The sequence below is a fragment of the Pandoraea vervacti genome (assembly GCF_000934605.2).
Lineage (GTDB): Bacteria > Pseudomonadota > Gammaproteobacteria > Burkholderiales > Burkholderiaceae > Pandoraea > Pandoraea vervacti.
The window spans coordinates 3,574,158-3,597,924 of sequence record NZ_CP010897.2 but is presented as its reverse complement, the minus strand read 5'-3'; the positions used below and the strand labels follow the sequence as shown (position 1 = coordinate 3,597,924).

Below are 23,767 nucleotides of genomic sequence, written 5' to 3'. Positions count from 1 at the left end.
GGATATCCTTGCCATCATGCGAGGCGCACTTGAAGCGCCCGCAAGGCATACGAGAGGCACATGCAAGGCACCCGCAACGCGACGAGGACGACATGTCGAAACGTCATCCTCGCGCGGATGCGCTCAGGCAGCGGGTTTCTTGCCGACGGTAAAGGCGATCTCGCCAACGCCTGCTACGCCGGCGCTCACCTTGTCGCCGGGTTCCAGCGGGCCGACGCCGGCTGGCGTGCCGGTGAAGATCAGGTCGCCGGCGGCGAGCTTGACGCTGCGAGAGATCTCGGCAATCAGATCGGGCACCGACCAGATCAGCTCGTTGAGGTCGCCGGTCTGACGGTTTTCCCCGTTGACGTCGAGCCATACACGGCCTTCCTTCGGATGCCCGACATCCGCCACGGCGTGAAGTGGGCCGCAGGGCGCCGAGGCGTCGAAAGCCTTGCCCCAATCCCAGGGGCGTCGTGTGTCCTTGGCTTGCTGCTGAAGATCGCGACGCGTCAGATCCACGCCAACGCCATACCCCCACACCAGCGACAGTGCGTCGCGTGCATCGACATTCTCGCCGTCGGCGCCGATGGCGACGACCAGTTCGATCTCGTGATGCAACTCGCTCGTGAGCGGCGGATAAGGCAGTGTCCCCTCGGCGGGCACGACGGCGTCGGCTGGCTTCATGAAGAAGAACGGGGGTTCACGGTCCGGGTTGCTGCCCATCTCGCGGGCGTGCGCGGCGTAGTTGCGGCCAACGCAGAACACGCGGCGAACGGGGAAGCGGGCGTCGCTGCCGGCGACGGCGACCGACGCCTGAGGCGGGGCCGAAATAACGAATTGACTCATGAGAAAACTCTCGGCGGATGTAAAACGAAAATCGACGACAAGCACTTACCCACATCAACCGATGTGCTGCGGGAGTCGGTCCCGGAGCACGCCGGAAATTTCACTTACTTGGCAAAGACCTGCGACATGTCGGCAAACGCCTTGAACTCCAGCGCATTGCCCGACGGATCGTAGAAGAACAGCGTAGCCTGCTCGCCCACTTGCCCGGCGAACCGAATATGCGGCTCGATCACGAAGCGTGTGCCAGCGGCGCGCAGTCGCTCGGCCAGGGCATGCCATGCAGGCATGTCAAGGATAACGCCGAAATGCGGGACGGGAACGTCGTCGCCGTCGACCGGGTTCGTGATGCGCTTGCCCGCCTCGTCCGGCGAGAGATGCGCGACGAGTTGATGCCCGAAGAAATCGAAGTCGATCCAGTGATCCGAGCTGCGACCTTCGGCGCAGCCCATGACGTTGCCGTAGAACTGGCGTGCGGCGGCGAGGTCGTGAACGGGAAAGGCGAGATGGAAAAGCGGCGTGGCCATGGAAGTCTCCGGGCGCATGTGGGGTTGAACAATCCGGTGGGCGCCGATGAAGGCGCGGATTTGCTGTAAATTCTATCCATCGATAAAAGTAATGAAAAACGAATATTTCGACCGCTCAGACACAAAATTTTCGATACATGATCCGCTACCTGAAAACCTTCGTCACGGCTGCCGAAACAGCGTCGTTCTCGGCGGCCGGCGCGCGCCTGGGTTTGACGCAGTCAGCCGTGAGTGCGCAGATTCAGCGTCTGGAAGACGATCTCGGCGTGCAGTTGTTCGAGCGCACCGGGCGCGCGGTGACCTTGTCCGACGACGGGCGTCGCCTGCTCACCCAGGCGCAAACGGTCATCGCGGGATACCAGGCGATGCGAGGCGACACGGGGGCGTTCGGTGCACAGGCGGCGCTCGCACCGATTCACGTGGGCGCGATTCTGACCGTTCAGCTCGGTCTGTTGCCCGGCGCGGTACGCCGATGGACGGCGCTCGGCGCGATGCCTCACTTGAACATCGTGCCGGGCATGTCGGTGCAGTTGCTCGCACAACTCGACGCTAAGGAACTCGATCTGGCGGTGATGATCCGGCCGCGCATCGGGGTGCCGGCGGACATGAAGTGGGTCACGCTCATGAACGAGCCGTACGTGGCCATTGCCCCAAAGGGCACGCGTGGCGAAGTGGCGGACTGGGCTTCGACGTTGCCGTTCGTGCGATACAACCGGCGCTCGTACGGGGGCGACCTGGTCGACCGGTATCTGCGGCGACACCGGCTTTGGGTGCGCGAAGGGGTAGAACTGGACGAACCGGAAGTCATTTTGCGCATGGTGCGTGCGGGACTGGGCTGGTCCATCGTTCCGGCCACGCTCATCGGTTTGCCCGTCGAAGCGAGGACGGCGCCGGGCGCCTCGTCGAGATCGGGGAGCGCCTCCGGCGGGCATGGCGTTCGGATACTGCCACTGACGGGCACGCCGCTCACGCGTGAACTCGGCGTACTGGTGCGTCAGTCGGCGCTCAAGCGGGCGCCGGTCGACACCTTGATGAAATGCCTTGCGAATGAAGCAGCCGCACGGATCTGAATCCGTGTCCGAACCCGTGCCTGAGTTCATGTCTGAGCGCGCCTCCACGCGCATACCGGAGCACTCGCTTGAGCCGGTACCTGAGCGGATACCCGAGCCGATACCTGAGCCGATACCCGAGCCGATACCTGAGCCGGCACCTTAGCCGACACCCTGAAGGGGCTTCATGCGGCCGGTGAGACTCTCTGTTATTGTGCGCACATGTCCGCGGGCGCGGGGGTGCGCGAGTACGAGCGGCGCAGCGCTACGGATCCAATGCAATGGAGCTTGATTGATATGTCCCACGACACGTTCGACGAAAACGACTGGAAGCGATTCCTGAAACACATCGGCGAAGATCCGAACCGTCCCGGTCTGCATGAAACACCGGCGCGGGTACAAAAAGCGTGGCGTCAATGGACGGCAGGTTACGACCAGGATCCGGCGGAGGTCCTGAAGGTCTTCGAAGACGGGGCCGAGCAGTACAACGAATTGATCGTGGTGCGCGGTATTCCTGTGTACAGCCATTGCGAGCACCATCTCGCGCCGTTCTTCGGCAAGGCGACCATCGGTTATTTGCCCAACGGCAAGATCGTCGGACTGTCGAAACTCACGCGCCTGGTCGATTGCTTCGCACGTCGCTTGCAGGTGCAGGAGCGTCTCACCACTCAGGTCGCCGAAGCGTTGATGACGCACCTGCAACCGAAGGCTGTCGGCGTGGTCGTGTCATGCCGTCACATGTGTATGGAAAGCCGCGGCATTCGCACGGCGGGCGAGGAGACAGTGACCTCTGCCATGCTCGGTGAATTGCAGCCCAACCTGGCGTTGCGCACGGAATTCCTCGCGCTCGCGCGGGACAAATGATCGCGCGGTGAACCGGGCAGACCAGGGTAGACCGCTGGGTTCATTCTGGACGGAACGCACCGTGAGCCGGAGAACGACAACGCCAGCGGTGTGACGCTGGCGTTGTCGTTTTTGTGTCTGCAACGTCCGGCGATCTTCAGCGACCTTCAGCGACCTTCAGCGACCGTCTGCGGCCCTTAGCGACCGTAGCGCGCCACGATGGTCGAACCATTGAGCGTGTGACCGGCAAGCGCGACCGCGAGGCCTGCCGCATCGAGTCCCGGAGGCAGACGCCCCGGTTCGAGATCGGTTGCCGTCACGGTAATGACGTAATGGTGCGGCGTATCGCCGGGGGGCGGGCAGGCGCCGCGATAGGCTTCGGCGCCGGCGACATTCTTGCCAACGGTCATGTGATCGCCCGACTTGTCGCCCGCGCCGGCCGGCAACGAGAGCACCGACGCCGGAATGTTGTAAGCCACCCAATGCACGACGCCGCCGCCCTTCGCCCCATCGGGATCGGTCATCCTGATGACGACGCTGCGCGTGGCTTGCGGCAGATTTTTCCATTCGATGGGCGGGCTCGTATTCGCCCCGCCGCATTCGCCCGCACCGGCGTGAATGGCGGGCAGCAGACCGCCGTCGGCAAACGCGCTGGACGAAACGCTCATGCCTTGTGCGTGCGCCACGCCGGCACCGGTAACGCCAGCGACGAGTGTCATGCCAACGAGCGCAGCACCGCCAATGCGCTTCACGTTCGGAAAGGAAAGCCGATTCATCGCGTGTCTCCTATTTGGCCGTTGCAATGATGAGTTTGAATGGTAGTGCAAGCAGTGCCGCGCCCGCCACGCCTGCGCACCACAGCGCGACGAACCATCCGCAGCGAATCAACACCTGTTGCCACGGTGCGCGCGCCGCACGTGCATGTCGCCGGCGCACGCCGGGCCGGACCAGATCAGTGATAGTGCGCATCGTGTGTCACCTTGCCGCGAAAGACCCAGTACGCCAGCATCGTGTAGGCGAGGATCACGGGAATGATGAAGGCCGCGCCCCACATCGTGAACGACAGGCTCGAGTGCGGTGCGGCGGCATCCCATAAGGTAACGCCCGGCAGAATGGCATAAGGATAGGCGCTGATGAGCAGGCCGCTATAGCCGAGAAAGACGAGGCCGATGGCAAGCCAGAACGGGGTAGCGTCATGGGCACGCTGCAACACGCGCCGCATGGCCAACGTTGCCCCAGCCACGACGAACGGCACCGGCAGGCAGCGCCAGAACCATTGATCGTCGAACCAGCGCTCGGCCACGAGCGGCAAGCGCAGCGGTGTCCAGAGCGAGACGATGGCCATCGTGACGACAAGCGCGATCGTCAGCGGCCAAGCCAGCACGCGCAAGCGACGTTGCAGATCGCCTTCGGTCTTGCCGATGAGCCAGCAAGCGCCGAGCAGCGCGTACGTGACGAGCAAACCGAGGCCGGTGAACAGGTTGAATGCCGTGACCCACGCGAACGCATCGCCCGCGAATTGTCCGTTCTCGACCGGGATGCCCGACAGATACGCGCCGAGCGCCACGCCCTGAAAGAACGTCGCGCCGGCCGATCCGCCGATGAACGCGAGATCCCACCATTGGCGCGTGCGACGCGACTTGCCGCGAATTTCGAACGCCACGCCGCGAAAGATCAGACACACGAGCATGAGCACGAGCGGCAGATACAGCGCGCAGAGCAGCACCGAGTAGACCATCGGAAAGGCAGCGAGCAAGCCCGCGCCGCCGAGCACGAGCCACGTCTCGTTGCCGTCCCAGACGGGCGCGACGGAGTTCATCATCGTGTCGCGCTCGTGTGCGGCGGGGAAGAATGGAAAGAGAATGCCGATGCCGAGGTCGAAGCCGTCGAGCACGACGTAAAGAAACAGGCCGAGCGCAATGATGGCGGCCCAGGCTAAGGTCAGGTCCATGAGAACTCTCGAATGAATCGGTGTCGGGAAAATCAGCTCGCGTGGGCGCGCTCGGGGTCGACGCGACCGGACACGCCAGACACCGCGGGCACTGCCTGCGGCGTGAAATGGTTTGCCGCATGGCCTGTCTTGTGCGCTGTCTTGAGCCCTGTCTCGTGGCGCGTCGCAAGCGCAGGCGAACCGTTCGACTGCCCGCAAAACACGGGACCGCCACGCAGAATTTTCAGCAGGTAATAGACGCCGGTGCCGAACACGAGGAAGTAGGCAAGTACGAGCACCAGCAACGACACCTGCACTTGCTGCGCGCTCACGGGCGACATGGCGTTTGCCGTACGCATCACGCCGTACACGACCCACGGCTGACGTCCCGCTTCGGTCGTCACCCAGCCGGCGAGCAGCGCGATGAACCCGGTCGGCGAGAGCGCCAGCATGATGCGTGCAAAGTTGCGCGAGGAAAACAGGGTGCCGCGACGGCGCAGCCATAGCGCCGCGAGTGCCGCACCGATCATCGCGAGGCCGAGCCCGACCATGACGCGAAAGCTCCAGAACACCAGCGGCACGTTGGGGCGCTCGTCCTTCGGAAATTCCTTCAGGCCGCGCACTTCACCGTCCCAGCTATGCGTGAGGATCAGGCTGCCCAGATGCGGCACTTCGAGCGCGTAGCGCGTGGTCTCGGCCTCCATGTCGGGCCAGCCGAACAGGTTGAGCGGTGTGCCGCCGGTCTTCGTCTCCCATAAACCCTCCATGGCGGCGAGCTTCGCGGGTTGATGCTCCCGCGTATTCAGCCCGTGCAGGTCGCCCACGAACGCTTGCAGGGGCGCAAAGATCAACAGCAGCCACATCGCCATCGAGAACATCGTCCTGATGGCCGGGTCGCGCCGCCCGCGCAGCAGATGCCAGGCGCCGGTCCCGGCGACGACGAGCGCGGCAACCACGAAGGCCGCGATGCTCATGTGGGCGAGGCGGTACGGGAACGAGGGGTTGAAGATGACATCCCGCCAGGACAGCACCACGACACGCCCGTCGACGATCTCGTAGCCTTGCGGCGTTTGCATCCAGCTGTTCGACGCGAGAATCCAGAACGTGGAGATGAGCGTGCCGATCGCCACGCACAAGGTCGCCGCGAAGTGCGCTCGCGGACTCACGCGGTTCCAGCCGAAGAGCATGATGCCGAGGAAGCCCGCTTCGAGGAAGAAGGCGGTCATCACCTCGTAGGTGAGCAGGGGCCCGGTGACCGCACCGGCGAAACTGGAGAAGCCCGACCAGTTGGTGCCGAACTGATAGGCCATCACCACGCCCGAGACGACGCCCATGCCGAAGCAGACCGCGAACGCCTTCGACCAGAAGCGACACAGATCGAGGTAGTGCTGCTGGCGCGTCTTGAGCCAGAGTCCTTCGAGCACGGCGATGAAGCTCGCCAGACCAATGGATACGGCGGGGAAAACGATGTGAAACGAGACCGTGAACGCAAATTGCAGGCGCGCCAGGTCGAGAGCTTCCGGAACGGCAGTCATGATGCACTCTATGTATGCAATTAAACCCTGTCTTGTATGGCGATAATCGACGGATTTCACCATTCGTTTGCATGCATATTAGGCAATGCTGCGTCGCAGCACGCGTGACAAGTCGTCACATGCGGCGCATTGACGCGGCAAGACCGGTCGTCCGAGGTCCCGTTAAATGTATGTTTCCAAAGAAGATAATGTCGGCAGATGGTGCGACTTCATGTCACACGTTTTTCGGTATGTCCGGCGGGCAGAGCCTAACTGAGGAGTCCGGCGCCGATGTTGATCGACAGACCGAGCACCGCCAGATTGAAGAAGAACGAGAGGATGGCCTGCGCGAGCGTGCCGCGCCGCATGCGGCGAGACTTCAGTGCAATGTCGGCGGTTTGCGACGCGACGGCGATGGTGAAGGAGAAGTACAGGAAGTCCCAGTAGTCGGGATCGCAATCGCGGTCCGGCCATGCCAGTGCATAGGGCGATTCGGTATCGGTGAAGTAAAGCCGGGCGTAGTGCAGCGTGTAGATCGTCGGCACGAGAAACCAGCCGGCGATGAGCGTGGCGGCAGCGAACAGCACGTGCTCCGACGCGTGGGTCGATCCTCCTGATTTGGCGCTCGCGAGCACGTGAACGATCGCTGCTACGCTGGCAATGGCCGACAGGCTGACCAGCGTCAGCACCACGACGGCACTCTGGTCTTCCTGCTCCGCAAATTGCTCGATGCTGCGCTTGGGGGCGGTGACCATCATGAGCCAGATCATGGCGAGATAGGACCAGGCGCCCGCGTTCCAGCCGATCAATATCCGGGTGATGGTGGTGAACTCGCCCTTGACGAACACCTGCACGAACGTGCCCGCGAGCCCGCCGATCACGATGGCGATGAGAAGCCGTGGGTGGAAGCGAACGAGATGCGGGAAAAGCTTGGCGTTCATGAGTGAGTTCCGGACGGCGGTCAGCGGGGCAGCGGGTGAGTCGATTATCGCTCACGCCGCCGCGCAGCGGCGTCATGTGTCCGGCTATGCTGCGACATTGAGCGGTGCCGAACGGTGTCGCGTGCTGCCGAGGGGCGCCTATCGCGAGAGCACCATCGCGACGAAAATCGCGTTGTTGATCGCGTGGATCACGATAGGCGCCGCCAGCCCGTGCGTCTTCTTCGCCAGCCAGCCGGTCGTGAGCCCGAACACCACGAAGAAAAGGAAGTGCTTGGCGTCGAAGTGCACCGACGCGAAGATCAATGCTTGCCAGACGTTGGCGGCGGCGAAACTCATGTGGCGCGTCAGTCCGCCAAGCAGGCACCCCCGGAATACGAATTCTTCGACGATCGGGACCGCCACCGCGATGAGCAGTAATGCGAGGCCTGGGCCTCCCAACTGCGCGGCGCCATGCACGATGACTTCGTTCCACAGCGGGCTGTCGGCGGGCGCGCCGGGCACAGCGTGACGGGCCATCACCCACGCGCTGATCGCTGCCACGGCGAGCAAAATGGCGGGCCAGATGAACCACCGGGCTTTCCAGTTCCCGTAACCGGGCCACTGACGCCATCCGAACTTCCCGACGGTGTGTGCGAGCAGGACCGAGACGACACCAAGCGTGACCAGATGCGCCATCGCAAGTTTCGGCTGCAATATCTGCAATTCGGCGCTCGCGCCGGTGCGCATCAGGGCAAGCTGGCCGATCAGCAACGCGGGAATGATCCAGGTCGCCAGGCAGAATGCGGCCAGTCCGTACCACGCATGGCGCAGGCCGATGCCCTCGAAAATGGCGATCGTCGGACGACCCTTGCGCGCCCGCACCGTGCCGACATAGTGCGCGGGAAACATCAGCAGGCCGGGCAGCAATACGATGGACAGACCCGCCAGAAGCAACGTGAGCATCAGCGAGGCGAAGGCCGGTCGCATGGCGGCTGCCGGATCGATGCTCAGCAGCACGGCATACGATTGGGCAAGTGGCCAGCGGTTGTTCGTGTCGTGTTCGAGCGACGCGCGGATGGCGGCCGAGGCGGCTGGGCCATCCCCGGCGGCAAGCGCGACCGAGACTCGCAGCGCACGGTTCTGGGCGCTCTCCGGGCTATCGGGCTTGACGTCCGCGAGGGCGCGCTGGGCGCCGGGCGCGTCTCCCGCTTGCAGCAAGGCGCGGGCGCTCGTGTACGGATCGATCTTCAGCCCCGCCTTTTGCATGCGCAACACCAGATCGCGTGCCAAGGTGCCGGGCAAAACGTCATGCGCCGTATTGATGCGGGCGTTCGCTTGCCAGGGCGTCTTCGGCACCGGCGCATCCATCAACAGACGTCGCGCTTTCGTTGTTTCCCCAGTCAATGCGAGGTGGCGAACGGCGAGCAACAGCACGGGCGTGTCGGATAACAGCTCGGCAGCCTGCACGGCCTGTATTCCGGCATTACGCCTGTCCTGCGTGGCTTCGTAGGCATTGGCGAGTGCGGCGTGCAGACGGGCGCGATCCGCCGCAGGCCAGGTCTTCGCCTTCGGCAACAGCGCCGACCCCTGTTCGATGGCGGCCTTGCCAAAGGTGCTCTGAAGCACGTACAGCGCCACTTCCGGTATGTCGCCGAATTGGGCCTTGAGCGCCTTTTGACAGGCGTTCAGGTCCGTTTGCGCCTGCTCGCCCCAGCGCAGATCTTCCGACCACGAGTAGTTCTGCATGAACCGGCAGCGGGCAAGGGCCAGGGCCGAGTCGTTCGGGCGGGCGCGTACCGCTGCGTTGAACGTGCCGACGATTTCGCGATATTTGGCAAGCGATGCGGCGTCGACCTGTGCGGTCATGGCCTCCTGGCTGAGCAGTGGGTCGGCTGGGGAGCTAGTGGTCGGTGCCGCGAGGGCATGGGTGACGCACACGAAGCCAAGCGCGGCCAGCATGCGACGAAAAAGAATGCGATACACGCGAGATTTCCCGGAATGTTGTTGTCGCCGACGGCCGCAGCGAGGCTCGGCAGTCCGCCAAATTGGCTTAACGACCGGAGCGTGCCGGAACTGTAGTGTGCGCGGCTATCGAGAAACGTTGCGCGGCGTCGAGGAAATCCTCGGAAACCGCGGCTGCCCCCGGCGCACGCTAATGGTGCGTCGCCGCATCGCGATGCGGCATTGTGCCCGTTGCGATGTCACGCGGCGGCATGCTGCGGCAGCGTCGCATGACTCGGCAGGCCGTCGCCGACACTGTGCCGTATTGCCCCGGCAGCCATGCTGCACGGGGTTGCGCGGCTTTCGTCCTCCGACAGGCGATCCCCTTGGCACGCCAATTGCTAGCTCTGGCATAAGGCCAATGGCGGCCGAGTGAAGACAAGCGAATTTTCTGCACCGCATGCAGTACCCCGCCTGCGCGGGGGATTTCGGGGCAACGGCGTCCCGAAGCCACGGGTCCGATATGGGACCCCCGGCTTCGGGACGCCTTTTTTTGGCATACGAACACGAGGGTATCCATGAGCACGCTCACGCAATCGTTGAAAAGTGGCAACTGGCGCGCGCTGGTTGCGTGTTTTCTCTACTTCGACACCGGCTTTACGGTCTGGGTCATGCTAGGACCGCTGGCGCCGTTCATCGGCAAGGACATCGCGATGACGCCCGCACAGACCGGCTTCCTCGTGGCGGTGCCGGTGCTGGGCGCGGCTATTCTTCGCGTCACGCTGGGCAATCTGTATCAAGCGTGCGACGGCAGAAAAATCGCCTTGATGGGGCTCACGCTCTCGGCAATTCCGTCGGTCGTGTTGTTGTTGATGCCGGGCACACCGTCTTACACGCTGCTGCTCGTGCTTGGCGTGTTCCTGGGCGTCGGCGGTGCGAGCTTTGCGGTCGCGTTGCCAATGGCCGGCAGCAATTATCCACCGAAGGTCCAGGGCCTGGTGCTGGGGCTGGCAGCGGCGGGCAACGTGGGCGCCGTGCTCGACGGCTTCATGTTCCCGGGACTGGCCGAACACTATGGCTGGGCGCATGCCGCCGGCGCCGCGCTGCCGCTGCTCGTGCTCACCGCGCTGGCGCTCGTGTTCTGGGCGAAGGATCAGGGCGTGAAGTCGGGCAGTGCGCCGCGCGCGTTCTCGAGCTTCTTCATCACGGTGTTCGGGCTGATTGCCCTCGTGCTGTGCGTGCATGCCGGCGCGTTCGGCGAAGGCAAGGCAGGCATCTTGCTGCTCCCCGTGTTGGGGGCCCTGCTCGCCATCGCTGTGCTGCCGCGTCATTACCGCGGCGTGCTGGGCGAGCGCGACACCTGGGTCATCATGCTCGTCTACAGCATTACGTTTGGCGGCTTCGTGGGAATGTCTTCATACGTGACCACGCTGTTGATTTCGCTGTACGGCATGCCGCGTCTCGAAGCCGGTCTGTTCATGTCGTTGCTGGCCTTCCTCGGCGCACTGGTGCGGCCCATCGGCGGTCTCGTGGCCGATCGCATCTCCGGGGTGCGCGCGCTCGTGCTGCTGCTCGCCGCCATCTCCGTGATCGACTTCGTGTTCGCCGCGTGGATGCCCCCGCAAGGCGCCGGCATCGCGTTGCTCGTGCTCGTCTACATGTGCTTCGGTCTGGGCAACGGGGCGACCTTCCAACTCGTGCCGCAACGCTGGCAAGGCAAGACTGGCCTGATGTCGGGCATCATCGGCGCAGCTGGCGGAATCGGCGGCTTTTACCTGCCGGTGATCATGGGCATGGCCAAGGAGTCGACCGGTAGCTATCAGATGGGGTTCGCCACGTTCGGCGCGCTGGCGGCGCTCGCCTTCGTACTGGTCGTCGCGCTTCGGACTCGCTGGATGTCGTGGGCGCTGCCCCGCGAAGTCGCTGGCGGCGCGGTGCTCGCCGGTGGTGTGGCGCACGTGGAGTGATGGCGCGCATCCCTTGCATGCTTCACATTGTTGTGCGACCCAAGGTCTCGCGGCCCGTCGACGCTCCGGCTCGGCGGGCCGCCTGGTGGCTGCGCGACGCATCGCATAGACTGTCGGGCAACATCGTTTTCCCGCAGGAGCCACCATGCGTCTGGGCGTTCCCAGCCTCTCGGCGTTGCAGGCCTTCGAGGCGAGCGCCCGTCATCAGAACTTCGCAAGCGCTGCGCAGGAACTTGCGCTCACACACGGGGCGGTATGCAAACGCGTGGGAGAGCTCGAGAAGCATCTGGGGGTGGCGCTGTTCGAGCGCGTCCGGCAACGACTGGTTCTCACGCCGGCGGGCGCGGAATACGCCAAACGCATTCGCGTGCATCTCGATCAGATTCGCCGCGATACGCTCGATGTGGTGCAGCAAGGACGAGAGACGGAACTCGAAATCGCGGTCGGCGTAACGTTTGCGGCGCAATGGCTGATCCCGCGGCTCGACGACTTCTACGCCAACACGCGTGATGTTCGCCTGCACATTCTGGGGCGCGATCAACCGGTCTTTTTCGACGATTCGGCGTTCGACGCCGCGATCTACTTCAGCACGCGCCGCTGGCCGGGCATGCCGGGAACCGCGCTCATTACCGACGATTCGCTGTGGCTCGTTGCCGCACCCCGGCTGCTCGCGCAGCACACGCACGGGGCGTCGATGACGCTCGAACAGATCGCGGCACAGTCATGGATCTGTGCGCGCGATCTGCCGCGCGCCTGGGACGACTGGTTCGCCTCTCAGCGCCTGACGGACCCGATGGACCCGATGGACCCGACGGGGCTGACGGGGCTGACGGGACCTGCGCCGGAGCATGGCGGGGCGATCAAGCCGCAGCGCCGCACACAACGCTACGACATGTTCATCATGGCGATCAACGCGGCCGTTGCGGGGTTGGGGGTGGCGTTGCTGCCGCGTGTGCTGATCGAGCGCGAACTGGCCAGCGGTGCGCTGGTGCAAGCGCATCCGCATACACTCGCCAATGCGCAGACCCTCTATTTTTCGTATCCGGCGCAGCGCCGCGACTGGGCGCCGTTGCGGCAGTTCGACGCCTGGCTACGGGGTGCCGTCGACACGTATCTCAGCGAGCGGGCCTGAGCTCCGGACACTCGCGCAACACTTGTTCGTAGAGTCCCTGATAACCCAGCCATGCTACGTAGTCCGAACCGAGCAGACGGAAGACTTCACGGGCTTCGGCATCGGAGAGGACTTCAAGCGGACCGGCCGCCTCGGCGAGCAACTGGACCTGGGCGCACCGTTCCATCGCGAGAAAGCGATAGGCGGCAGCGTCGACCGACGAGCCGACCGTGAGCAGTCCGTGGTTGAGCAGGACGGCAGCGCGTTTGTGGCCCATCGCCCGAGCGATGCGACGGCCCTCGTCCGCCCCGAGCACGAGCACGTCGCCACGGAACAGCACGTGGTCCTCGAAGAACAGGCACGCTTCCTGATTGATCGGCGCGAGTTCGCGCGTGCGTGCGGAGAATGCGCGGCCGTGTGTCGTGTGCGTGTGGGCAGCGGCCGTGACATGGGGCAGGGTGGCATGAATGCCGGCGTGGATCGCCATGGCGGCCGCGTTGACGGGGCCGTCGCCGTGGTGCAGACGTCCGGTTTCATCGACCAGAATCAGGTCGTCGGGATGGATCGACGAGAAGTGCTGCGCGTATCGGTTCACCCAGAACCGGTCGTGAAATTCGGGGTCGCGTACGGTGATGTGCCCGGCGATGCCTTCGGCCAGACCGAAGCGGGCAAAGATCCGGAACGCGACCGCCAGACGTAGTTTCCGGTCCGCGCGCTCGTGCGCAACGTTATCGAAGACCTGAGGCTTGGGCAGCGGCGCGCCGAGCGGTGTGGGAATGGCAAAGGCGTCGTGCGGGGAATTCATGAGGGGTGCTCCGTCGAATGAGATGCCGTGTTCGTCGTGCATTCTCCACGCGCCGCCACGGCAACGTCTATCGACGAAAAGTCACTGGCGATCCACCGGTCATCGCGCTCGGCGGCGTCCGATGCCGCCGTGGATCCTCAGCTGACCCGCTGGCCGGTCACTCGCCCTGACGGAACAAGCCGTTGAGCGTGGCGCCGCTCGCTGCCCCGTCGAAGCCATCGAAGCGGCCCTGTGCGAGCGCCTGCGCGGCGTGCATGAAGCCGCCCCACGCGGCGCGCGCGAGGGCGCCGCCAACGCTCACCCGTCGCACGCCGAGGTTCGCCAGTGTCTGCAACGTGAAAGGCGACGTCGCGCCAATGAGCACGTTGACCGGCTTCGGCGCAACCGCCGAGACCACGGCGCTGATCTGTTCGGCCGATGCAATGCCCGGCGCATACAGACAATCGGCGCCGGCTTCGGCATACGCCTGGAGGCGTTTGATCGTGTCGTCGAGATCGGGCACGCCGGCGAAGAAGTTCTCGGCGCGCCCGACGAGCAGCGTGTCGCCGCCGGTCTCGTCGATGGCGCGGCGCGCGGCCTTCAGGCGGGCAACCGCCTCTTCGACAGGGAAAAGCGGTTCGAGGTCGTTGCCGGTCGAATCTTCGATGGACAGGCCGGCCACGCCGGTCGCCACCGCCATCTTGACGCTGCGCGCCACGTCCTCCGGGGTGTCGCCGAAGCCGCTCTCGAAGTCGGCATTGACGGGCAGATCCGTGGCGTCGACCAGCGTGCGCAGGTGGGCGAGTACGGTGTCTCGCGTCACGCCGTTGTCAGGCCGCCCCGTCGACCAGGCGAAACCGGAACTAGTGGAGGCAATCGCCTGGAAACCGGCATGTTCGAGATACCGTGCGCTGCCGGCGTCCCAAGGATTGGGGATGACAAAGCAACCGGCAAGGTGGAGTTCGCGAAATGCGGCGCGTTTTTCGGCGGTGCTGCGAGGCATGGTGTGTCTCCTGTAGGGGCGCAGTGCATCGCACGCTGCGCACGCAATGCCCGATCATCGCGGTTTTGCGACAGGCCTGCAAGGCAGTCGCCGCGCGCCTGAGAGACGGGTTTGGGGTTTGCGACAAAGGCGACCGTAATACGGTTTTCGTCGGTTCCGTAAGCGGCCGGCCCCCCGGCGGGCGTCGTAATGCCCGGTAACAACTTTTTTGCGGTAATGCGGGAATAAGCGCGCTTCAATTGGCGTTATGCCATCATCTTCCCGCGTATTCTCAGGACGTCCAACGTGAATTCTCTTCCTCCTTGCGCAGCATCCACGGCATCCGCCCCGGCCGGCAAACCGCCCGTGGCGCTGTACGAAGACCCGAAATACACCCGCGTGGCCATGCTGCTGCATTGGGTCGTCGCATTGCTGATGCTCGGCAACGTGGCGATCGGCCAGACAATTGCCTTGTTGTCCGACGCGACGCTCGAAAAGATCGACGTACGCTTCTGGATCGACCTGCACAAGTCCGTCGGCATCTCGGTGCTGGGCCTTGCAATCCTGCGGGTGCTTTGGCGCGTGACGCATCGCCCGCCCGCGTTGTCGCATGTCTTCGCATCGTGGGAGCGCGCCGCAGCACATCTGGCGCACTGGTTGCTGTACGTGCTGATCTTCGCGATTCCGCTCTCGGGCTGGGCGCACGATTCGGCGTGGGTCGCCGCCTCGACCCATCCGCTGGTGCTGTTCGGCGCCATTCCGTTTCCGCGTATCGGCTTCCTGATGGCAATGAGCGATGCCGGCAAGGACTACTGGCACGGCGTGCTTGGCGACGTTCACACCTATTGCGCCTACACCCTCTACGTGTTGCTGGCGCTGCATGTCGGCGGTGCGCTCAAGCATCAGTGGATCGACCGTCACCCGGTGATCGGCCGGATGCTTCCGTGAACGCGGCGATGTGCACAAACATGCGCACGGACGCGGACATGGGCCCGAACATCAGCAGGGATATCGAGACGGGCGTTGCGCGACTGGAAACGTTACGCGCGCAGCATTCGCCGCGCTTCACACTGCCGCGCACGCCAATGGCCAGTTGGCTCGTGCACAGTGGCGTGGCCCTCCTGTGGTGCCTGTTGTTCGCGCAGGCGTTCCTGCTCAAGGGCGTTTTTGCCTGGGGCGCCGGGGTGGCCTATGTCGTGTACGACACCCTGCTGCTGGCGTTCGTCTTCTGGCAGGCATGGCGGTTGATGCGCCCCGATCCGGACGAGATGTGCGCGAGCGTCGGGCACGTCGGCAATGTCGGCAATGTCGGTAGTGCCGACGATGCGGGCGGCAGGGTGTCCCCGGATCTCACGCTGGGCGTCGTGGTCGCGGCGCACAACGAAGCGGCGGCCTTGCCCGTGATGCTGCGTGCGCTGATGGGCGGACGTCGCGTGCCGGATGCGATCGTCATTGCAGACGACGGCTCGCAGGACGACACCGTCGCGTGGCTCACCCGCGAGTACGGGCTGGTGGACCCGGGCATCGGCGCGCTGAGCGCGCCGAGCACCCGCTATCCGAATTTGCGATGGCTGCGTGTGCCCCATGGCGGCAAGGCGCGCGCGCTCAACGCCGCGCTCGTCGGCATGGACACCGATATCGTCATGACGGTCGACGCAGACACTTTGCTCGACGCCGGGGCATGTGCGGCCATGCATGACGCGTTCGCCCGACGCCCGCGTCTCGTTGCGGCGACCGGCGTGCTGACCCCTGTGTGCGGCGACACCGCGGGCGCACGTGTCTTGCAGTTTTTCCAGACGTACGAGTACATCCGCAACTTCATCTCGCGGTTTGCCTGGATGCGCGCGGACGGCCTGTTGCTGATCTCCGGCGCTTTCGCGTGCTTTCGTCGCGAAGCCGTGCTGGCGGTCGGCGGGTTCGACCCGGCGTGTCTGGTCGAGGACTACGAGTTGATCCACCGTCTGCGTCGCGACTCGGTCGCACATGCGCGGCACTGGGAGGTGCGTGTGGTGGGCGCCGCACAGGCGCTCACCGATGCGCCGGGCACCATCGCGAGCTTCCTGCGGCAACGTCGTCGCTGGTTCGCCGGTTTCCTTCAGACGCAATACTGGTATCGCGACATGGTCGGCAACGGTCGATATGGCAACCTTGGCCGCTGGATGCTGCCGGTCAAGGCCTTCGACACGCTGCAACCGATCTACGGTCTGACCGCCTTCGCGTTGCTCGTGACCTTCGTCTGCGAAGGGCACTACGGTGTGGTGCTGCCGGTCTCGGGCATCATTCTGGGCAAGATCGTGATCGACCTCGGCTTTCACCTGTGGTCCGTGCACGCCTATCGCCGCTGGACCGGCCGCCGCACCGGCAGCAGTTTCGGACTGGCGTTCGTTGCCGCCCTCCTCGAGCCGTTTTCGTTCCAGTTGATGCGTCACGCCGGGGCCGCCATGGGCTGGGGACACTTCCTCACGGGGCGCCAGCGTTGGGGTGTGCAGGTGCGACGAGGTATCCTGTCGGGCGAGCGCAGGGCGCAGGTGCCCCGCGATAGGTAATTTCCGGCGGTTTTCCTTTTCCGATGATTCGATTTTCAACGTGGTGGGCGGGGGCGTTTGCGTGGGGTGGCGCGATGATCGCTGCCGGGTGCACGACAACCCCACCGAAGCCGCTCGGCCCCGACTACGCGGCACAAGGCGGCGCCGCCGAAGTGCGCGGCGACTGGGACACCGCACGCCGGGCCTTCGGGCAGGCGGCGCTCGTGGCGGACCAGTCCGGCTGGCCGGCGGCGCAACGGGCCGCGATCCACTTCGACTACGGCCGCGCGCTCGGCGTGACCTGCTATTACGCGGAAGCCGAGCGCGAACTCAGTCAGGCCTATGACCTCGACATCCTGACGGCCCGCTATCGCTATCCCGCGCTGGTGGAACTGGCGCGTCTCGCGCTGGTACAACGGCAATACGCCGCGTCGGCCGGATACTTCGGACGTGCGCTCGGCACGCTCGATCGTCTGGAGGCCGCGCGTAAAGTCCCATACGCCTACGCCGAACTGCTCGACGACTACGCGCTGGCGCTAGGGGGTGCAGGCGACGCCGAAGGCGCAACCCGAATCATCGATCGTGCCGCCAAAGTGCGCGCCGGTCTCGTTGGCGATGCACATGGCAAGCCGACACCGCCCACATCGCGCACGCCCTACGGCGCCCACTGCGCTCAACTTGCAGGGGGGGCGCAATGAATCATCTAAGGGTACCGCTCGCCAGCGTGGGCGAGTTCGATGAAATCATCGACGTCCGCACGCCGCTCGAATTTGCCGACGACCACATCCCCGGCGCGATCAACGCACCGGTGCTCAGCAACGAGGAGCGCGTGACGATCGGCACGATGTACAAACAGGTGTCGCCCTTTGACGCCTCGCGTGAAGGCGCCGCCATGGTCGCGCGCAACATTGCCCGGCATCTCGAGACGGTCTTTGCCGATCGGCCACGCAACTGGCGCCCGCTCGTGTACTGCTGGCGCGGCGGCATGCGCTCCGCATCGATGACGCTGATGATGAACATGATCGGCTGGCGCGCCCGTCAGCTCGACGGCGGGTACAAGACGTATCGCACCGACGTGGTGGCGGCGCTCCAGACCTTGCCCCCGAAGTTCGAGTTCGTGGTGCTGGCCGGTCATACGGGCAGCGGCAAGACCCGGTTGCTGCACGCACTGGCGCAGGCGGGCGCGCAAACGCTCGACCTCGAAGGGCTCGCGGTGCATCGCGGTTCGTTGCTCGGCGCCATGCCCCATGCGCCGCAGCCGTCGCAAAAGTCGTTCGATACCGCGCTGATCGGCGCGTTGCGCGGATTGGATCCGACTCGCCCGGTGTTCGTGGAGGCCGAGAGCCGACGCATCGGACTCGTGACGTTGCCCGAGTCGCTGATGACGTCGATACGCGGCACGCCGCGCTGCGTTGAAGTGAGCGTGTCTGTCGACGAGCGGGTCGAGTTGTTGACGCAGGAGTACGGTCATCTGCTGGCGCAGCCGGACTATTTCAGGACGCAATTGCTGCGCCTCGTGCCGCTGCATGGGAAGGCCGTCGTCGATCAGTGGCTCGCCTTGCTCGACAGCGCAGAGCAGCGCGCGCTCTCGCAGGCGCTGATCACGCGTCACTACGATCCGGCATACACGCGCAGTTCGCGCAAGATGTTGCAGGGATTGACGACGGCGCTGCCGTTTGCATTTCACCCGATGGCGCAAGACCTGCGCGCCCAGGCGCAGGCCCTGCTCGCGCTCACTTCAGCGGCAGACAGATCTTCGTCTGAAGCTGCGCCGGCGGGGTCGAACGCGGATCGTTGAGGTACTGCTCGAACATCGGGAAGTCGGCCGGTTCGAGCCCGCTGCGGGGCAGCCATTCCGAAAACAGCCATTGGTACGGCTGGCTCATCTCGTTGTACGGGCCGGTGTAGGTCAGCACCGCGCAGCGCCCGGCCGGGATCTCGAAGCGCTCCAGATCACCGCCGATGGGGGCGTCGTGGGCAACCGATACACCGGCGAGCGAGCGCAACTGCGCGACGGGCACCTGTTCCGGGTCGTCGAAGTAAATGCCGAAGCCGATGGAATCCGGCCGGGCCAGGCCGTGCGCGGCGGCTAGCATGAAGACGCGCGCGAAGACGGTGCCGATGTGTTGATAGTCGCCGCTGTGTTTGAGCACGGCAAGCGTGGTGGCGGGAAAAGATTCAACCGAGATCGGGTACATGTTGGGCTCCTGAGGGTCGATGGGCTCGGAGCGGGAATCCCGGTAGCGTCCCGGCGGCATGCCGAAGAAGGCGCCGAAGGCCCGGTTGAACGTCGCGTCCGACGCATAGCCGGCCCGCGACGCCACAACACGCATCGAATCCTCCGATTCCGCCAGCGCGATGGCCGCACGATGCATGCGAAGGCGCTGCACCGTGCCGTTCACCGTCTCACCGAGCAGCGCGCGGTAGACCCGGTGAAAGTGGTACGGCGACAGGCAAGCCAGTTCTGCGAGGTGGTAGAGATCCGGCGCACTGTCCGGATGACTGGCCAGCCAGCGCAGCACAGGTTCCATACGTTGGGCATAGCGAAGACGGGTTTCGGGTTTCATTTGCGCTCCTTGGACGCCAAGGTATCGACCGGCGCTTTGCCGATTTTGCGAATAATGTACCCGAGTCTTCGCCGCGCCCTTCGGAGCCGGCGTCCGGCCTCTCGCTCCGAGGTCGTCGGGCGGCCGGTCAATCGTTGAACATCCCCTTGCGGATGATCGCGTGAACGCCCCAGTTGCCGTTGACGACCTGCGTCACCCCAAAGTCCACCGAGACCGACAAGATCGCGGTGGCTTCGTCTTCGGTCAGGCGTTTGACCTGCATGAGAAAGCGGCGGGCCTTCAGGAAGGCGTCGCGCAACGCGCTGTCGAGCGTCGATTTCATGTAGATCTGGCTTTGCGCCTTCTGCCCAAGTTCGGCGAGATGATTCGGCGAGCTGAAGCCGTGGATGATCCACTCGGTTGCCGTCTCGACCAGCGGATACGTCAGATCGGCGTACGGCGCATTCGCCTCGATGGTCGCCTTCTTGTGAAGAATCAACTGGAGATTGCCGGTGAGCGAACATTCGATGGCCGTGCCGCCGAGTTCGGCGTCGCCTTGCGCGGCATGCGGATCGCCGATGGACAGCAAGGCGCCGGGCACGGCGACCTTGAGGAAGACGCTCGCGCCGCGCGTGACGCGCCAGTTGTCGAGATTGCCGGCATAGCTCGACGGCGGAATCGAGTCGATCAGGCCTTCCTGGGCGGGCGCCACGGCGAGCACGCCGAAATGCGGTCGCAGCGGAATCTCCACGTTCTTCAACGCGCGGAAGTTCTTGGTGATGCGGGTGTGGTCGACCGGCACGCCCGGGTAGTCAATGGTCGGATGCACGATGCCAAACGGGTCTTGCTGCGGCGTCCATCGAAAGCTGTAGATCGCGCGCGCGACATCGCTGCCACGCGTGTGATCCGCCGGGTCCTCGTGGCAATCGATCTCGAATACCGTGACCACCTCGCGCTCACGCGGCAAGGTCAGCATGTCCTGATAGTGAAAGCCCCACCAGGTCGACGCATGGCTGCCGAAAGCCTTGCCTGCATACTCGGGGTTGGCGCTCGGACGCGGGTGCAGATCGAGGATGCGGACTTCGAGCACGTCGCCCGGCATGGCGTCCTCGACGGCGATGGGGCCTGTGCAGATATGCACACCGAAGCCTTCGCCCGCGCCGCGACCGTAGACCGACGCATCCATCGGTCCCGCCCCGCGCCGGTCGACGTTCTTGCGCGTCGCGGTCCAGTGAAACACGCTCTCGGCGCCCGGGTCGCCTTTGACCATGCGGTCCCAATCGTCGGTGGCGTGCTGCGTCAGCGTCTCGATGGTCACGGTGTCGCCGGACGCGACGGTGAGCGCGGGCGGAATATCGTGACTCAGGTAGCCCCAGTGAACGGTGTCGCATGTGGCGCGAAGATAGTGATGCTGCCCGGCGTCATGCGCCAGCGTGCGGTGCAGGGCGGCGTCGCGCTCGGGCATTCCGGTGTGGGCGACGATGCCGGTGCGATGCGCGAGACCGGCGGGCACGTCGGGGTGACCGCGCGAAATTCGGGACCGCTCGGGCAGGGCGCGGGCGCGCAATGCCTGATCGCGACTGGCCTTGGGCGACACGCCGAAGCGCTCGCGAAAGGCCTGACTGAAGTACGACGGATCGTTGAAACCCCAGCGATAGCAGATGTCGGCGACCGATAGCTGCTCGTACGCCGGATTCTGCAAGTCGGCGTGGCAGCGTTGCAAGCGGCTGTTCCGCAGATACGACGAGAAGCTCTGGCCGGCGTCTTCGAACAGTTTTCTCAGGTAGCGATCCGACACGTGCTCATCGCTGGCAATGGCCGAGAGCGAAAGATCGGGCTCGGCAAGTCGCGCCTGAACCCGGTGGCAAATACGCGTGAAGACAACGGCGCGCGAGCTCGACAGCCGGGACGTCGCCTGGGGTTTGACGGTTGCGAGCGCACAGGCCAGACATTCGAGAATCACGCTCTCGACGGGTTCGAGCGCGTTCGCATCGGCGTCGTGCATTGTCTCGAGCTGGCGTGCGAGGCCACCGAGCAGGCCGCCGAAAAGTCGCGACAAGTCGTCCGGCAATTTGCACGCATGCGAAGGCGGGGCGCTGGCCAGACGCGGCGCGATCGTGGCGTGGCGCACATGCACCGAAATCAGGCGGAACGGCGTTCTGGCGATGAGATCTGCGCTTTGCGTGCCGGGAATGCAGGCAATGTCGCCGGCGGCCAGGGCGTCCCCTTCGACGCCAGGCGCCCCGGCGCCGGCGAGTTCGGCCTGACCGTCGAGCAGCATGACGAGTAAAAAGCCACGTTCGCCGCCTGCGCGAGCCGACACGGTTTGCGGCGTGGAAGCGATCACCGACAGTTCGATCCCGCCGGGTGTGCGATGTGTGAGCAGCGTGCCGTGCAGCGGCTGTCCTGCCTCGGTGGCCCGGAAATGCAGGCGCGCGTCGAGCAATCGGGCCTGCCATGCAGGCCCGCGCTGGTCCTGAGCGTAGGACTCGGTGGAGAAATGCGCGCGATCCAAAACCGGCCTCCTTCAGAAGTGACGATGGGCCGTGCGCGGCAGGCCCGGATGACTGCCGCGCGACGGCCACTGACGGTCGTCCATCGATGCAACAAATCGGCGCGGCGCGCCGGCACGCTAGCCGAAGTGTAGCTGCCCGCGCATTGCCGCCACGAACGCGAAGCCGACGAACGTGCCGACGATGGCGAAAATGCCGCCAAGGACGTTTGGCGCGGGAATCGGCGCACGAACGCTTGTGTACAGCACGCCGGTCACGAGTCCGACGGCGGCAGCCTGCAACTCCGTCGCGCCAAGGGTGATTTCTACCATGGTGGCTCCCTCAGGATTGACTGGCCGAGCGAGGCGAACGGGACGACGCAGCGCCGAGCGAGACGTCCGCCGGCGGGCGTCCGAACGTCACCGAGCGACGCCACGCGTTCACAATCAGATAGCCGAGGTAAGTGAAGATGATGGCGAAGATGCCACCGAGCACGTTCGGTGCGGGAATCGGCAGATTGAGCCACGAGTACAGCGTGCCCGTCACCAACCCGACGATCAGAGCGACAAGCTCGTTGCGCCCCACATAGACGTATTGCATGAGCGAGTCTCCTATGACTTCGACGCCTTGGGCGGGAACATGCCGCGCGGCATGGTGCAGTGCACGCCTTGCGTGCCGTCGACAACCTGCGTGACGCCGAAGTCGGCCGCCACGCTCATGAGCGAATAGGCGTCGTCGCGCGATAGGCCTTGCTGGTCCGTGAGTAGCCGGATCATGTCGCGCGCGGCGTTCTTGCCGGCTTCGTCCAGGTCCTGGTGGAAGCCGTGCACGATCCAGCAGTCGGGCGTTTCGAGCAGCGGCGACGGAAACTCGAAGTCCTTGCGCAGCACGACCTGAAAGAGCACGTTGAGCGACGCTTCGATGGCCGTGCCGCTGATTTCGCCATCCCCTTGCGAGATATGCGGATCGCCAATGGAGAAGAGGCCGCCGTCGACCTGCACCTTGTAGTACATCGTGGCGCCCGCGCCGATGCGCCAGTTGTCGATGTTGCCGCCGTGCAATCCCGGCTCGACGGTCGTGACACGGCCCTGCGCGTCGGGCGCGACACCCGCCGTGCCGAGGTGCGGACGCACGGGCACCCGCACGCCGGCCAGCGCAGGCTGCTTGCAGCACTCGCGGTGATCGACGACCTTGCCCGGCGTGGTGAGCTTGCCCGGGTAGTCGAACGCGTAGAGGGCATGGGCCGTGTTCGAACTGTTGTCCAGTTCGTAGATCGTCACGCGTTCCTTCTGAAAGTCGTCGTAGAGCTGCCCCCAGTGCGCCGCAACGTTGGCGCCGAAGCGAAAGCGCGGAATCATCTGGAGGTAGCGCACTTCGAGCATGTCGCCAGGCTTGGCGCCTTCCACGTAGATGGGGCCCGTCATGATGTGCACGCCGGGATGGCGATCCTCGTGCGCAATCCGGTCGTAGATGGCGCGTACGGCGTCGTCCATCATGAGATCCGGGGCGTCGCCGGCGTGATGGGTAACCGCTTCTGCGCGAATGAAGTCACCGCTCCTGATCGTCAGCGCGGGCTTTTGCGTCGCGTCGAAATAGCCCCAGTGCACCGTGTCGGGCCGTGCGGGAAGGTCGTGAAGCATGCCATGTCTCCTGAGAATTTTTGTCGGACTGCCCGCAAACACTGTTCACGGTGAAGTCATGGTAGTGCGCGACAAAAACTCGCCATTAGGAGCGTTTGACACCTTCTCTATTGCTGGGAGGAACTAACGTTTACCCCGGCCCCGCATCGGCTGGCCCGTCCTCCGATGCGA

General features: G+C 64.8%; 23 protein-coding genes. 8 read left to right on the top strand and 15 right to left on the bottom strand.

Annotation, left to right across the window (positions count from 1 at the left end; all coding sequences use genetic code 11):
- Window positions 1-123: 123 nt before the first annotated feature.
- Together UC34_RS15715 and UC34_RS15710 are read right to left on the bottom strand one after the other, a co-directional pair.
- Complete coding sequence (locus tag UC34_RS15715; protein WP_044456278.1) at window positions 124-828, bottom strand: fumarylacetoacetate hydrolase family protein; 705 nt, start codon at window positions 826-828, stop codon at window positions 124-126.
- Between the two features lie 104 nt (window positions 829-932).
- Window positions 933-1,352 carry a VOC family protein gene (locus tag UC34_RS15710; protein ID WP_044456277.1) on the bottom strand — a complete coding sequence of 140 codons (420 nt, stop codon included), beginning with the start codon at window positions 1,350-1,352 and terminating at the stop codon, window positions 933-935.
- A gap of 137 nt (window positions 1,353-1,489) precedes the next feature.
- Between UC34_RS15710 and UC34_RS15705 the strand changes: the two genes are divergently transcribed.
- A complete protein-coding gene (locus UC34_RS15705; RefSeq protein WP_044456276.1) occupies window positions 1,490-2,422 on the top strand; it encodes a LysR family transcriptional regulator in 933 nt (310 codons plus the stop codon).
- A gap of 276 nt (window positions 2,423-2,698) precedes the next feature.
- Window positions 2,699-3,265: a GTP cyclohydrolase I FolE gene (gene folE / locus UC34_RS15700; RefSeq protein WP_044458260.1), complete on the top strand. Its 567-nt coding sequence runs from the start codon at window positions 2,699-2,701 to the stop codon at window positions 3,263-3,265.
- 176 nt (window positions 3,266-3,441) lie between these two features.
- Here the strand turns inward: folE and UC34_RS15695 are convergent, their stop codons facing one another.
- The 6 genes from UC34_RS15695 to UC34_RS15670 form a co-directional block, all read right to left on the bottom strand.
- On the bottom strand, window positions 3,442-4,020 hold the full coding sequence (locus UC34_RS15695; RefSeq protein ID WP_044456275.1) for a YbhB/YbcL family Raf kinase inhibitor-like protein: 579 nt from the start codon (window positions 4,018-4,020) through the stop codon (window positions 3,442-3,444).
- Between the two features lie 10 nt (window positions 4,021-4,030).
- Window positions 4,031-4,213, bottom strand: coding sequence for a hypothetical protein (locus UC34_RS15690; protein WP_044456274.1), 183 nt, complete (start codon window positions 4,211-4,213; stop codon window positions 4,031-4,033).
- Entirely contained in the window at window positions 4,197-5,195 is a 999-nt protein-coding gene (gene cydB / locus UC34_RS15685; RefSeq protein ID WP_044456273.1) for a cytochrome d ubiquinol oxidase subunit II, read from the bottom strand. Before cydB ends, UC34_RS15690 begins: the two co-directional genes overlap by 17 nt.
- A 32-nt stretch (window positions 5,196-5,227) precedes the next feature.
- A complete protein-coding gene (locus UC34_RS15680) occupies window positions 5,228-6,709 on the bottom strand; it encodes a cytochrome ubiquinol oxidase subunit I (RefSeq protein ID WP_044456272.1) in 1,482 nt (493 codons plus the stop codon).
- Between the two features lie 248 nt (window positions 6,710-6,957).
- Window positions 6,958-7,629 carry a DUF1345 domain-containing protein gene (locus tag UC34_RS15675; RefSeq protein WP_044456271.1) on the bottom strand — a complete coding sequence of 224 codons (672 nt, stop codon included), beginning with the start codon at window positions 7,627-7,629 and terminating at the stop codon, window positions 6,958-6,960.
- A 138-nt stretch (window positions 7,630-7,767) separates the two neighbouring features.
- On the bottom strand, window positions 7,768-9,591 hold the full coding sequence (locus UC34_RS15670; protein WP_052811087.1) for a CPBP family intramembrane glutamic endopeptidase: 1,824 nt from the start codon (window positions 9,589-9,591) through the stop codon (window positions 7,768-7,770).
- A 536-nt stretch (window positions 9,592-10,127) separates the two neighbouring features.
- On the opposite strand from UC34_RS15670, the gene UC34_RS15665 reads away from it, so the two are divergent.
- Together UC34_RS15665 and UC34_RS15660 are read left to right on the top strand one after the other, a co-directional pair.
- Window positions 10,128-11,516, top strand: coding sequence for an MFS transporter (locus tag UC34_RS15665; RefSeq protein WP_044456270.1), 1,389 nt, complete (start codon window positions 10,128-10,130; stop codon window positions 11,514-11,516).
- 145 nt (window positions 11,517-11,661) lie between these two features.
- On the top strand, window positions 11,662-12,648 hold the full coding sequence (locus tag UC34_RS15660) for a LysR substrate-binding domain-containing protein (protein WP_044456269.1): 987 nt from the start codon (window positions 11,662-11,664) through the stop codon (window positions 12,646-12,648).
- Here the strand turns inward: UC34_RS15660 and UC34_RS15655 are convergent.
- Window positions 12,632-13,432 carry a class II aldolase/adducin family protein gene (locus UC34_RS15655; RefSeq protein ID WP_044458258.1) on the bottom strand — a complete coding sequence of 267 codons (801 nt, stop codon included), beginning with the start codon at window positions 13,430-13,432 and terminating at the stop codon, window positions 12,632-12,634. The genes UC34_RS15660 and UC34_RS15655 overlap by 17 nt on opposite strands.
- Before the next feature lie 157 nt (window positions 13,433-13,589).
- Window positions 13,590-14,414, bottom strand: a complete 825-nt coding sequence (locus UC34_RS15650; RefSeq protein ID WP_044456268.1) for an isocitrate lyase/PEP mutase family protein — start codon at window positions 14,412-14,414, stop codon at window positions 13,590-13,592.
- A gap of 384 nt (window positions 14,415-14,798) precedes the next feature.
- On the opposite strand from UC34_RS15650, the gene UC34_RS15645 reads away from it, so the two are divergent.
- Genes UC34_RS15645 through mnmH form a run of 4 tightly spaced genes read left to right on the top strand, consistent with a single transcriptional unit; the run spans window position 14,799 to window position 18,716 of the window.
- A complete protein-coding gene (locus UC34_RS15645; protein WP_237165339.1) occupies window positions 14,799-15,341 on the top strand; it encodes a cytochrome b in 543 nt (180 codons plus the stop codon).
- A 38-nt stretch (window positions 15,342-15,379) separates the two neighbouring features.
- Complete coding sequence (locus tag UC34_RS15640; protein WP_084071021.1) at window positions 15,380-16,939, top strand: glycosyltransferase family 2 protein; 1,560 nt, start codon at window positions 15,380-15,382, stop codon at window positions 16,937-16,939.
- Between the two features lie 23 nt (window positions 16,940-16,962).
- The gene (locus tag UC34_RS15635) at window positions 16,963-17,616 is read left to right on the top strand and encodes a tetratricopeptide repeat protein (protein WP_044456266.1); all 654 of its coding nucleotides are present in this window, start codon (window positions 16,963-16,965) and stop codon (window positions 17,614-17,616) included.
- Window positions 17,613-18,716 carry a tRNA 2-selenouridine(34) synthase MnmH gene (mnmH, locus tag UC34_RS15630; RefSeq protein WP_044456265.1) on the top strand — a complete coding sequence of 368 codons (1,104 nt, stop codon included), beginning with the start codon at window positions 17,613-17,615 and terminating at the stop codon, window positions 18,714-18,716. Before UC34_RS15635 ends, mnmH begins: the two co-directional genes overlap by 4 nt.
- Here the strand turns inward: mnmH and UC34_RS15625 are convergent.
- The 5 genes from UC34_RS15625 to UC34_RS15605 form a co-directional block, all read right to left on the bottom strand.
- The gene (locus UC34_RS15625) at window positions 18,652-19,485 is read right to left on the bottom strand and encodes an AraC family transcriptional regulator (RefSeq protein ID WP_044456264.1); all 834 of its coding nucleotides are present in this window, start codon (window positions 19,483-19,485) and stop codon (window positions 18,652-18,654) included. The genes mnmH and UC34_RS15625 overlap by 65 nt on opposite strands.
- Window positions 19,486-19,612: 127 nt before the next feature.
- Window positions 19,613-21,979: an acetamidase/formamidase family protein gene (locus UC34_RS15620; protein WP_044456263.1), complete on the bottom strand. Its 2,367-nt coding sequence runs from the start codon at window positions 21,977-21,979 to the stop codon at window positions 19,613-19,615.
- Window positions 21,980-22,096: 117 nt separating this feature from the next.
- On the bottom strand, window positions 22,097-22,288 hold the full coding sequence (locus tag UC34_RS15615; protein ID WP_044456262.1) for a DUF1427 family protein: 192 nt from the start codon (window positions 22,286-22,288) through the stop codon (window positions 22,097-22,099).
- A gap of 10 nt (window positions 22,289-22,298) precedes the next feature.
- The gene (locus tag UC34_RS15610) at window positions 22,299-22,556 is read right to left on the bottom strand and encodes a XapX domain-containing protein (RefSeq protein ID WP_044456261.1); all 258 of its coding nucleotides are present in this window, start codon (window positions 22,554-22,556) and stop codon (window positions 22,299-22,301) included.
- Between the two features lie 11 nt (window positions 22,557-22,567).
- Window positions 22,568-23,596, bottom strand: a complete 1,029-nt coding sequence (locus tag UC34_RS15605) for an acetamidase/formamidase family protein (protein ID WP_044456260.1) — start codon at window positions 23,594-23,596, stop codon at window positions 22,568-22,570.
- Window positions 23,597-23,767 lie beyond the last annotated feature (171 nt).

What these genes read in the sequence shown, in the direction of transcription:
- UC34_RS15675 (WP_044456271.1), bottom strand. Translation starts at nt 7,629, where the DNA reads ATGAACGCCAAGCTTTTCCCGCATCTCGTTCGCTTCCACCCACGGCTT.
- UC34_RS15625 (WP_044456264.1), bottom strand. Translation starts at nt 19,485, where the DNA reads ATGAAACCCGAAACCCGTCTTCGCTATGCCCAACGTATGGAACCTGTG.
- folE (WP_044458260.1), top strand. Translation starts at nt 2,699, where the DNA reads ATGTCCCACGACACGTTCGACGAAAACGACTGGAAGCGATTCCTGAAA.
- mnmH (WP_044456265.1), top strand. Translation starts at nt 17,613, where the DNA reads ATGAATCATCTAAGGGTACCGCTCGCCAGCGTGGGCGAGTTCGATGAA.
- UC34_RS15665 (WP_044456270.1), top strand. Translation starts at nt 10,128, where the DNA reads ATGAGCACGCTCACGCAATCGTTGAAAAGTGGCAACTGGCGCGCGCTG.
- UC34_RS15715 (WP_044456278.1), bottom strand. Translation starts at nt 828, where the DNA reads ATGAGTCAATTCGTTATTTCGGCCCCGCCTCAGGCGTCGGTCGCCGTC.
- cydB (WP_044456273.1), bottom strand. Translation starts at nt 5,195, where the DNA reads ATGGACCTGACCTTAGCCTGGGCCGCCATCATTGCGCTCGGCCTGTTT.
- UC34_RS15635 (WP_044456266.1), top strand. Translation starts at nt 16,963, where the DNA reads ATGATTCGATTTTCAACGTGGTGGGCGGGGGCGTTTGCGTGGGGTGGC.
- UC34_RS15660 (WP_044456269.1), top strand. Translation starts at nt 11,662, where the DNA reads ATGCGTCTGGGCGTTCCCAGCCTCTCGGCGTTGCAGGCCTTCGAGGCG.
- UC34_RS15705 (WP_044456276.1), top strand. Translation starts at nt 1,490, where the DNA reads ATGATCCGCTACCTGAAAACCTTCGTCACGGCTGCCGAAACAGCGTCG.
- UC34_RS15615 (WP_044456262.1), bottom strand. Translation starts at nt 22,288, where the DNA reads ATGGTAGAAATCACCCTTGGCGCGACGGAGTTGCAGGCTGCCGCCGTC.
- UC34_RS15605 (WP_044456260.1), bottom strand. Translation starts at nt 23,596, where the DNA reads ATGCTTCACGACCTTCCCGCACGGCCCGACACGGTGCACTGGGGCTAT.
- UC34_RS15650 (WP_044456268.1), bottom strand. Translation starts at nt 14,414, where the DNA reads ATGCCTCGCAGCACCGCCGAAAAACGCGCCGCATTTCGCGAACTCCAC.
- UC34_RS15655 (WP_044458258.1), bottom strand. Translation starts at nt 13,432, where the DNA reads ATGAATTCCCCGCACGACGCCTTTGCCATTCCCACACCGCTCGGCGCG.
- UC34_RS15640 (WP_084071021.1), top strand. Translation starts at nt 15,380, where the DNA reads ATGGGCCCGAACATCAGCAGGGATATCGAGACGGGCGTTGCGCGACTG.
- UC34_RS15690 (WP_044456274.1), bottom strand. Translation starts at nt 4,213, where the DNA reads ATGCGCACTATCACTGATCTGGTCCGGCCCGGCGTGCGCCGGCGACAT.
- UC34_RS15695 (WP_044456275.1), bottom strand. Translation starts at nt 4,020, where the DNA reads ATGAATCGGCTTTCCTTTCCGAACGTGAAGCGCATTGGCGGTGCTGCG.
- UC34_RS15645 (WP_237165339.1), top strand. Translation starts at nt 14,799, where the DNA reads ATGCTGCTGCATTGGGTCGTCGCATTGCTGATGCTCGGCAACGTGGCG.
- UC34_RS15680 (WP_044456272.1), bottom strand. Translation starts at nt 6,709, where the DNA reads ATGACTGCCGTTCCGGAAGCTCTCGACCTGGCGCGCCTGCAATTTGCG.
- UC34_RS15610 (WP_044456261.1), bottom strand. Translation starts at nt 22,556, where the DNA reads ATGCAATACGTCTATGTGGGGCGCAACGAGCTTGTCGCTCTGATCGTC.
- UC34_RS15710 (WP_044456277.1), bottom strand. Translation starts at nt 1,352, where the DNA reads ATGGCCACGCCGCTTTTCCATCTCGCCTTTCCCGTTCACGACCTCGCC.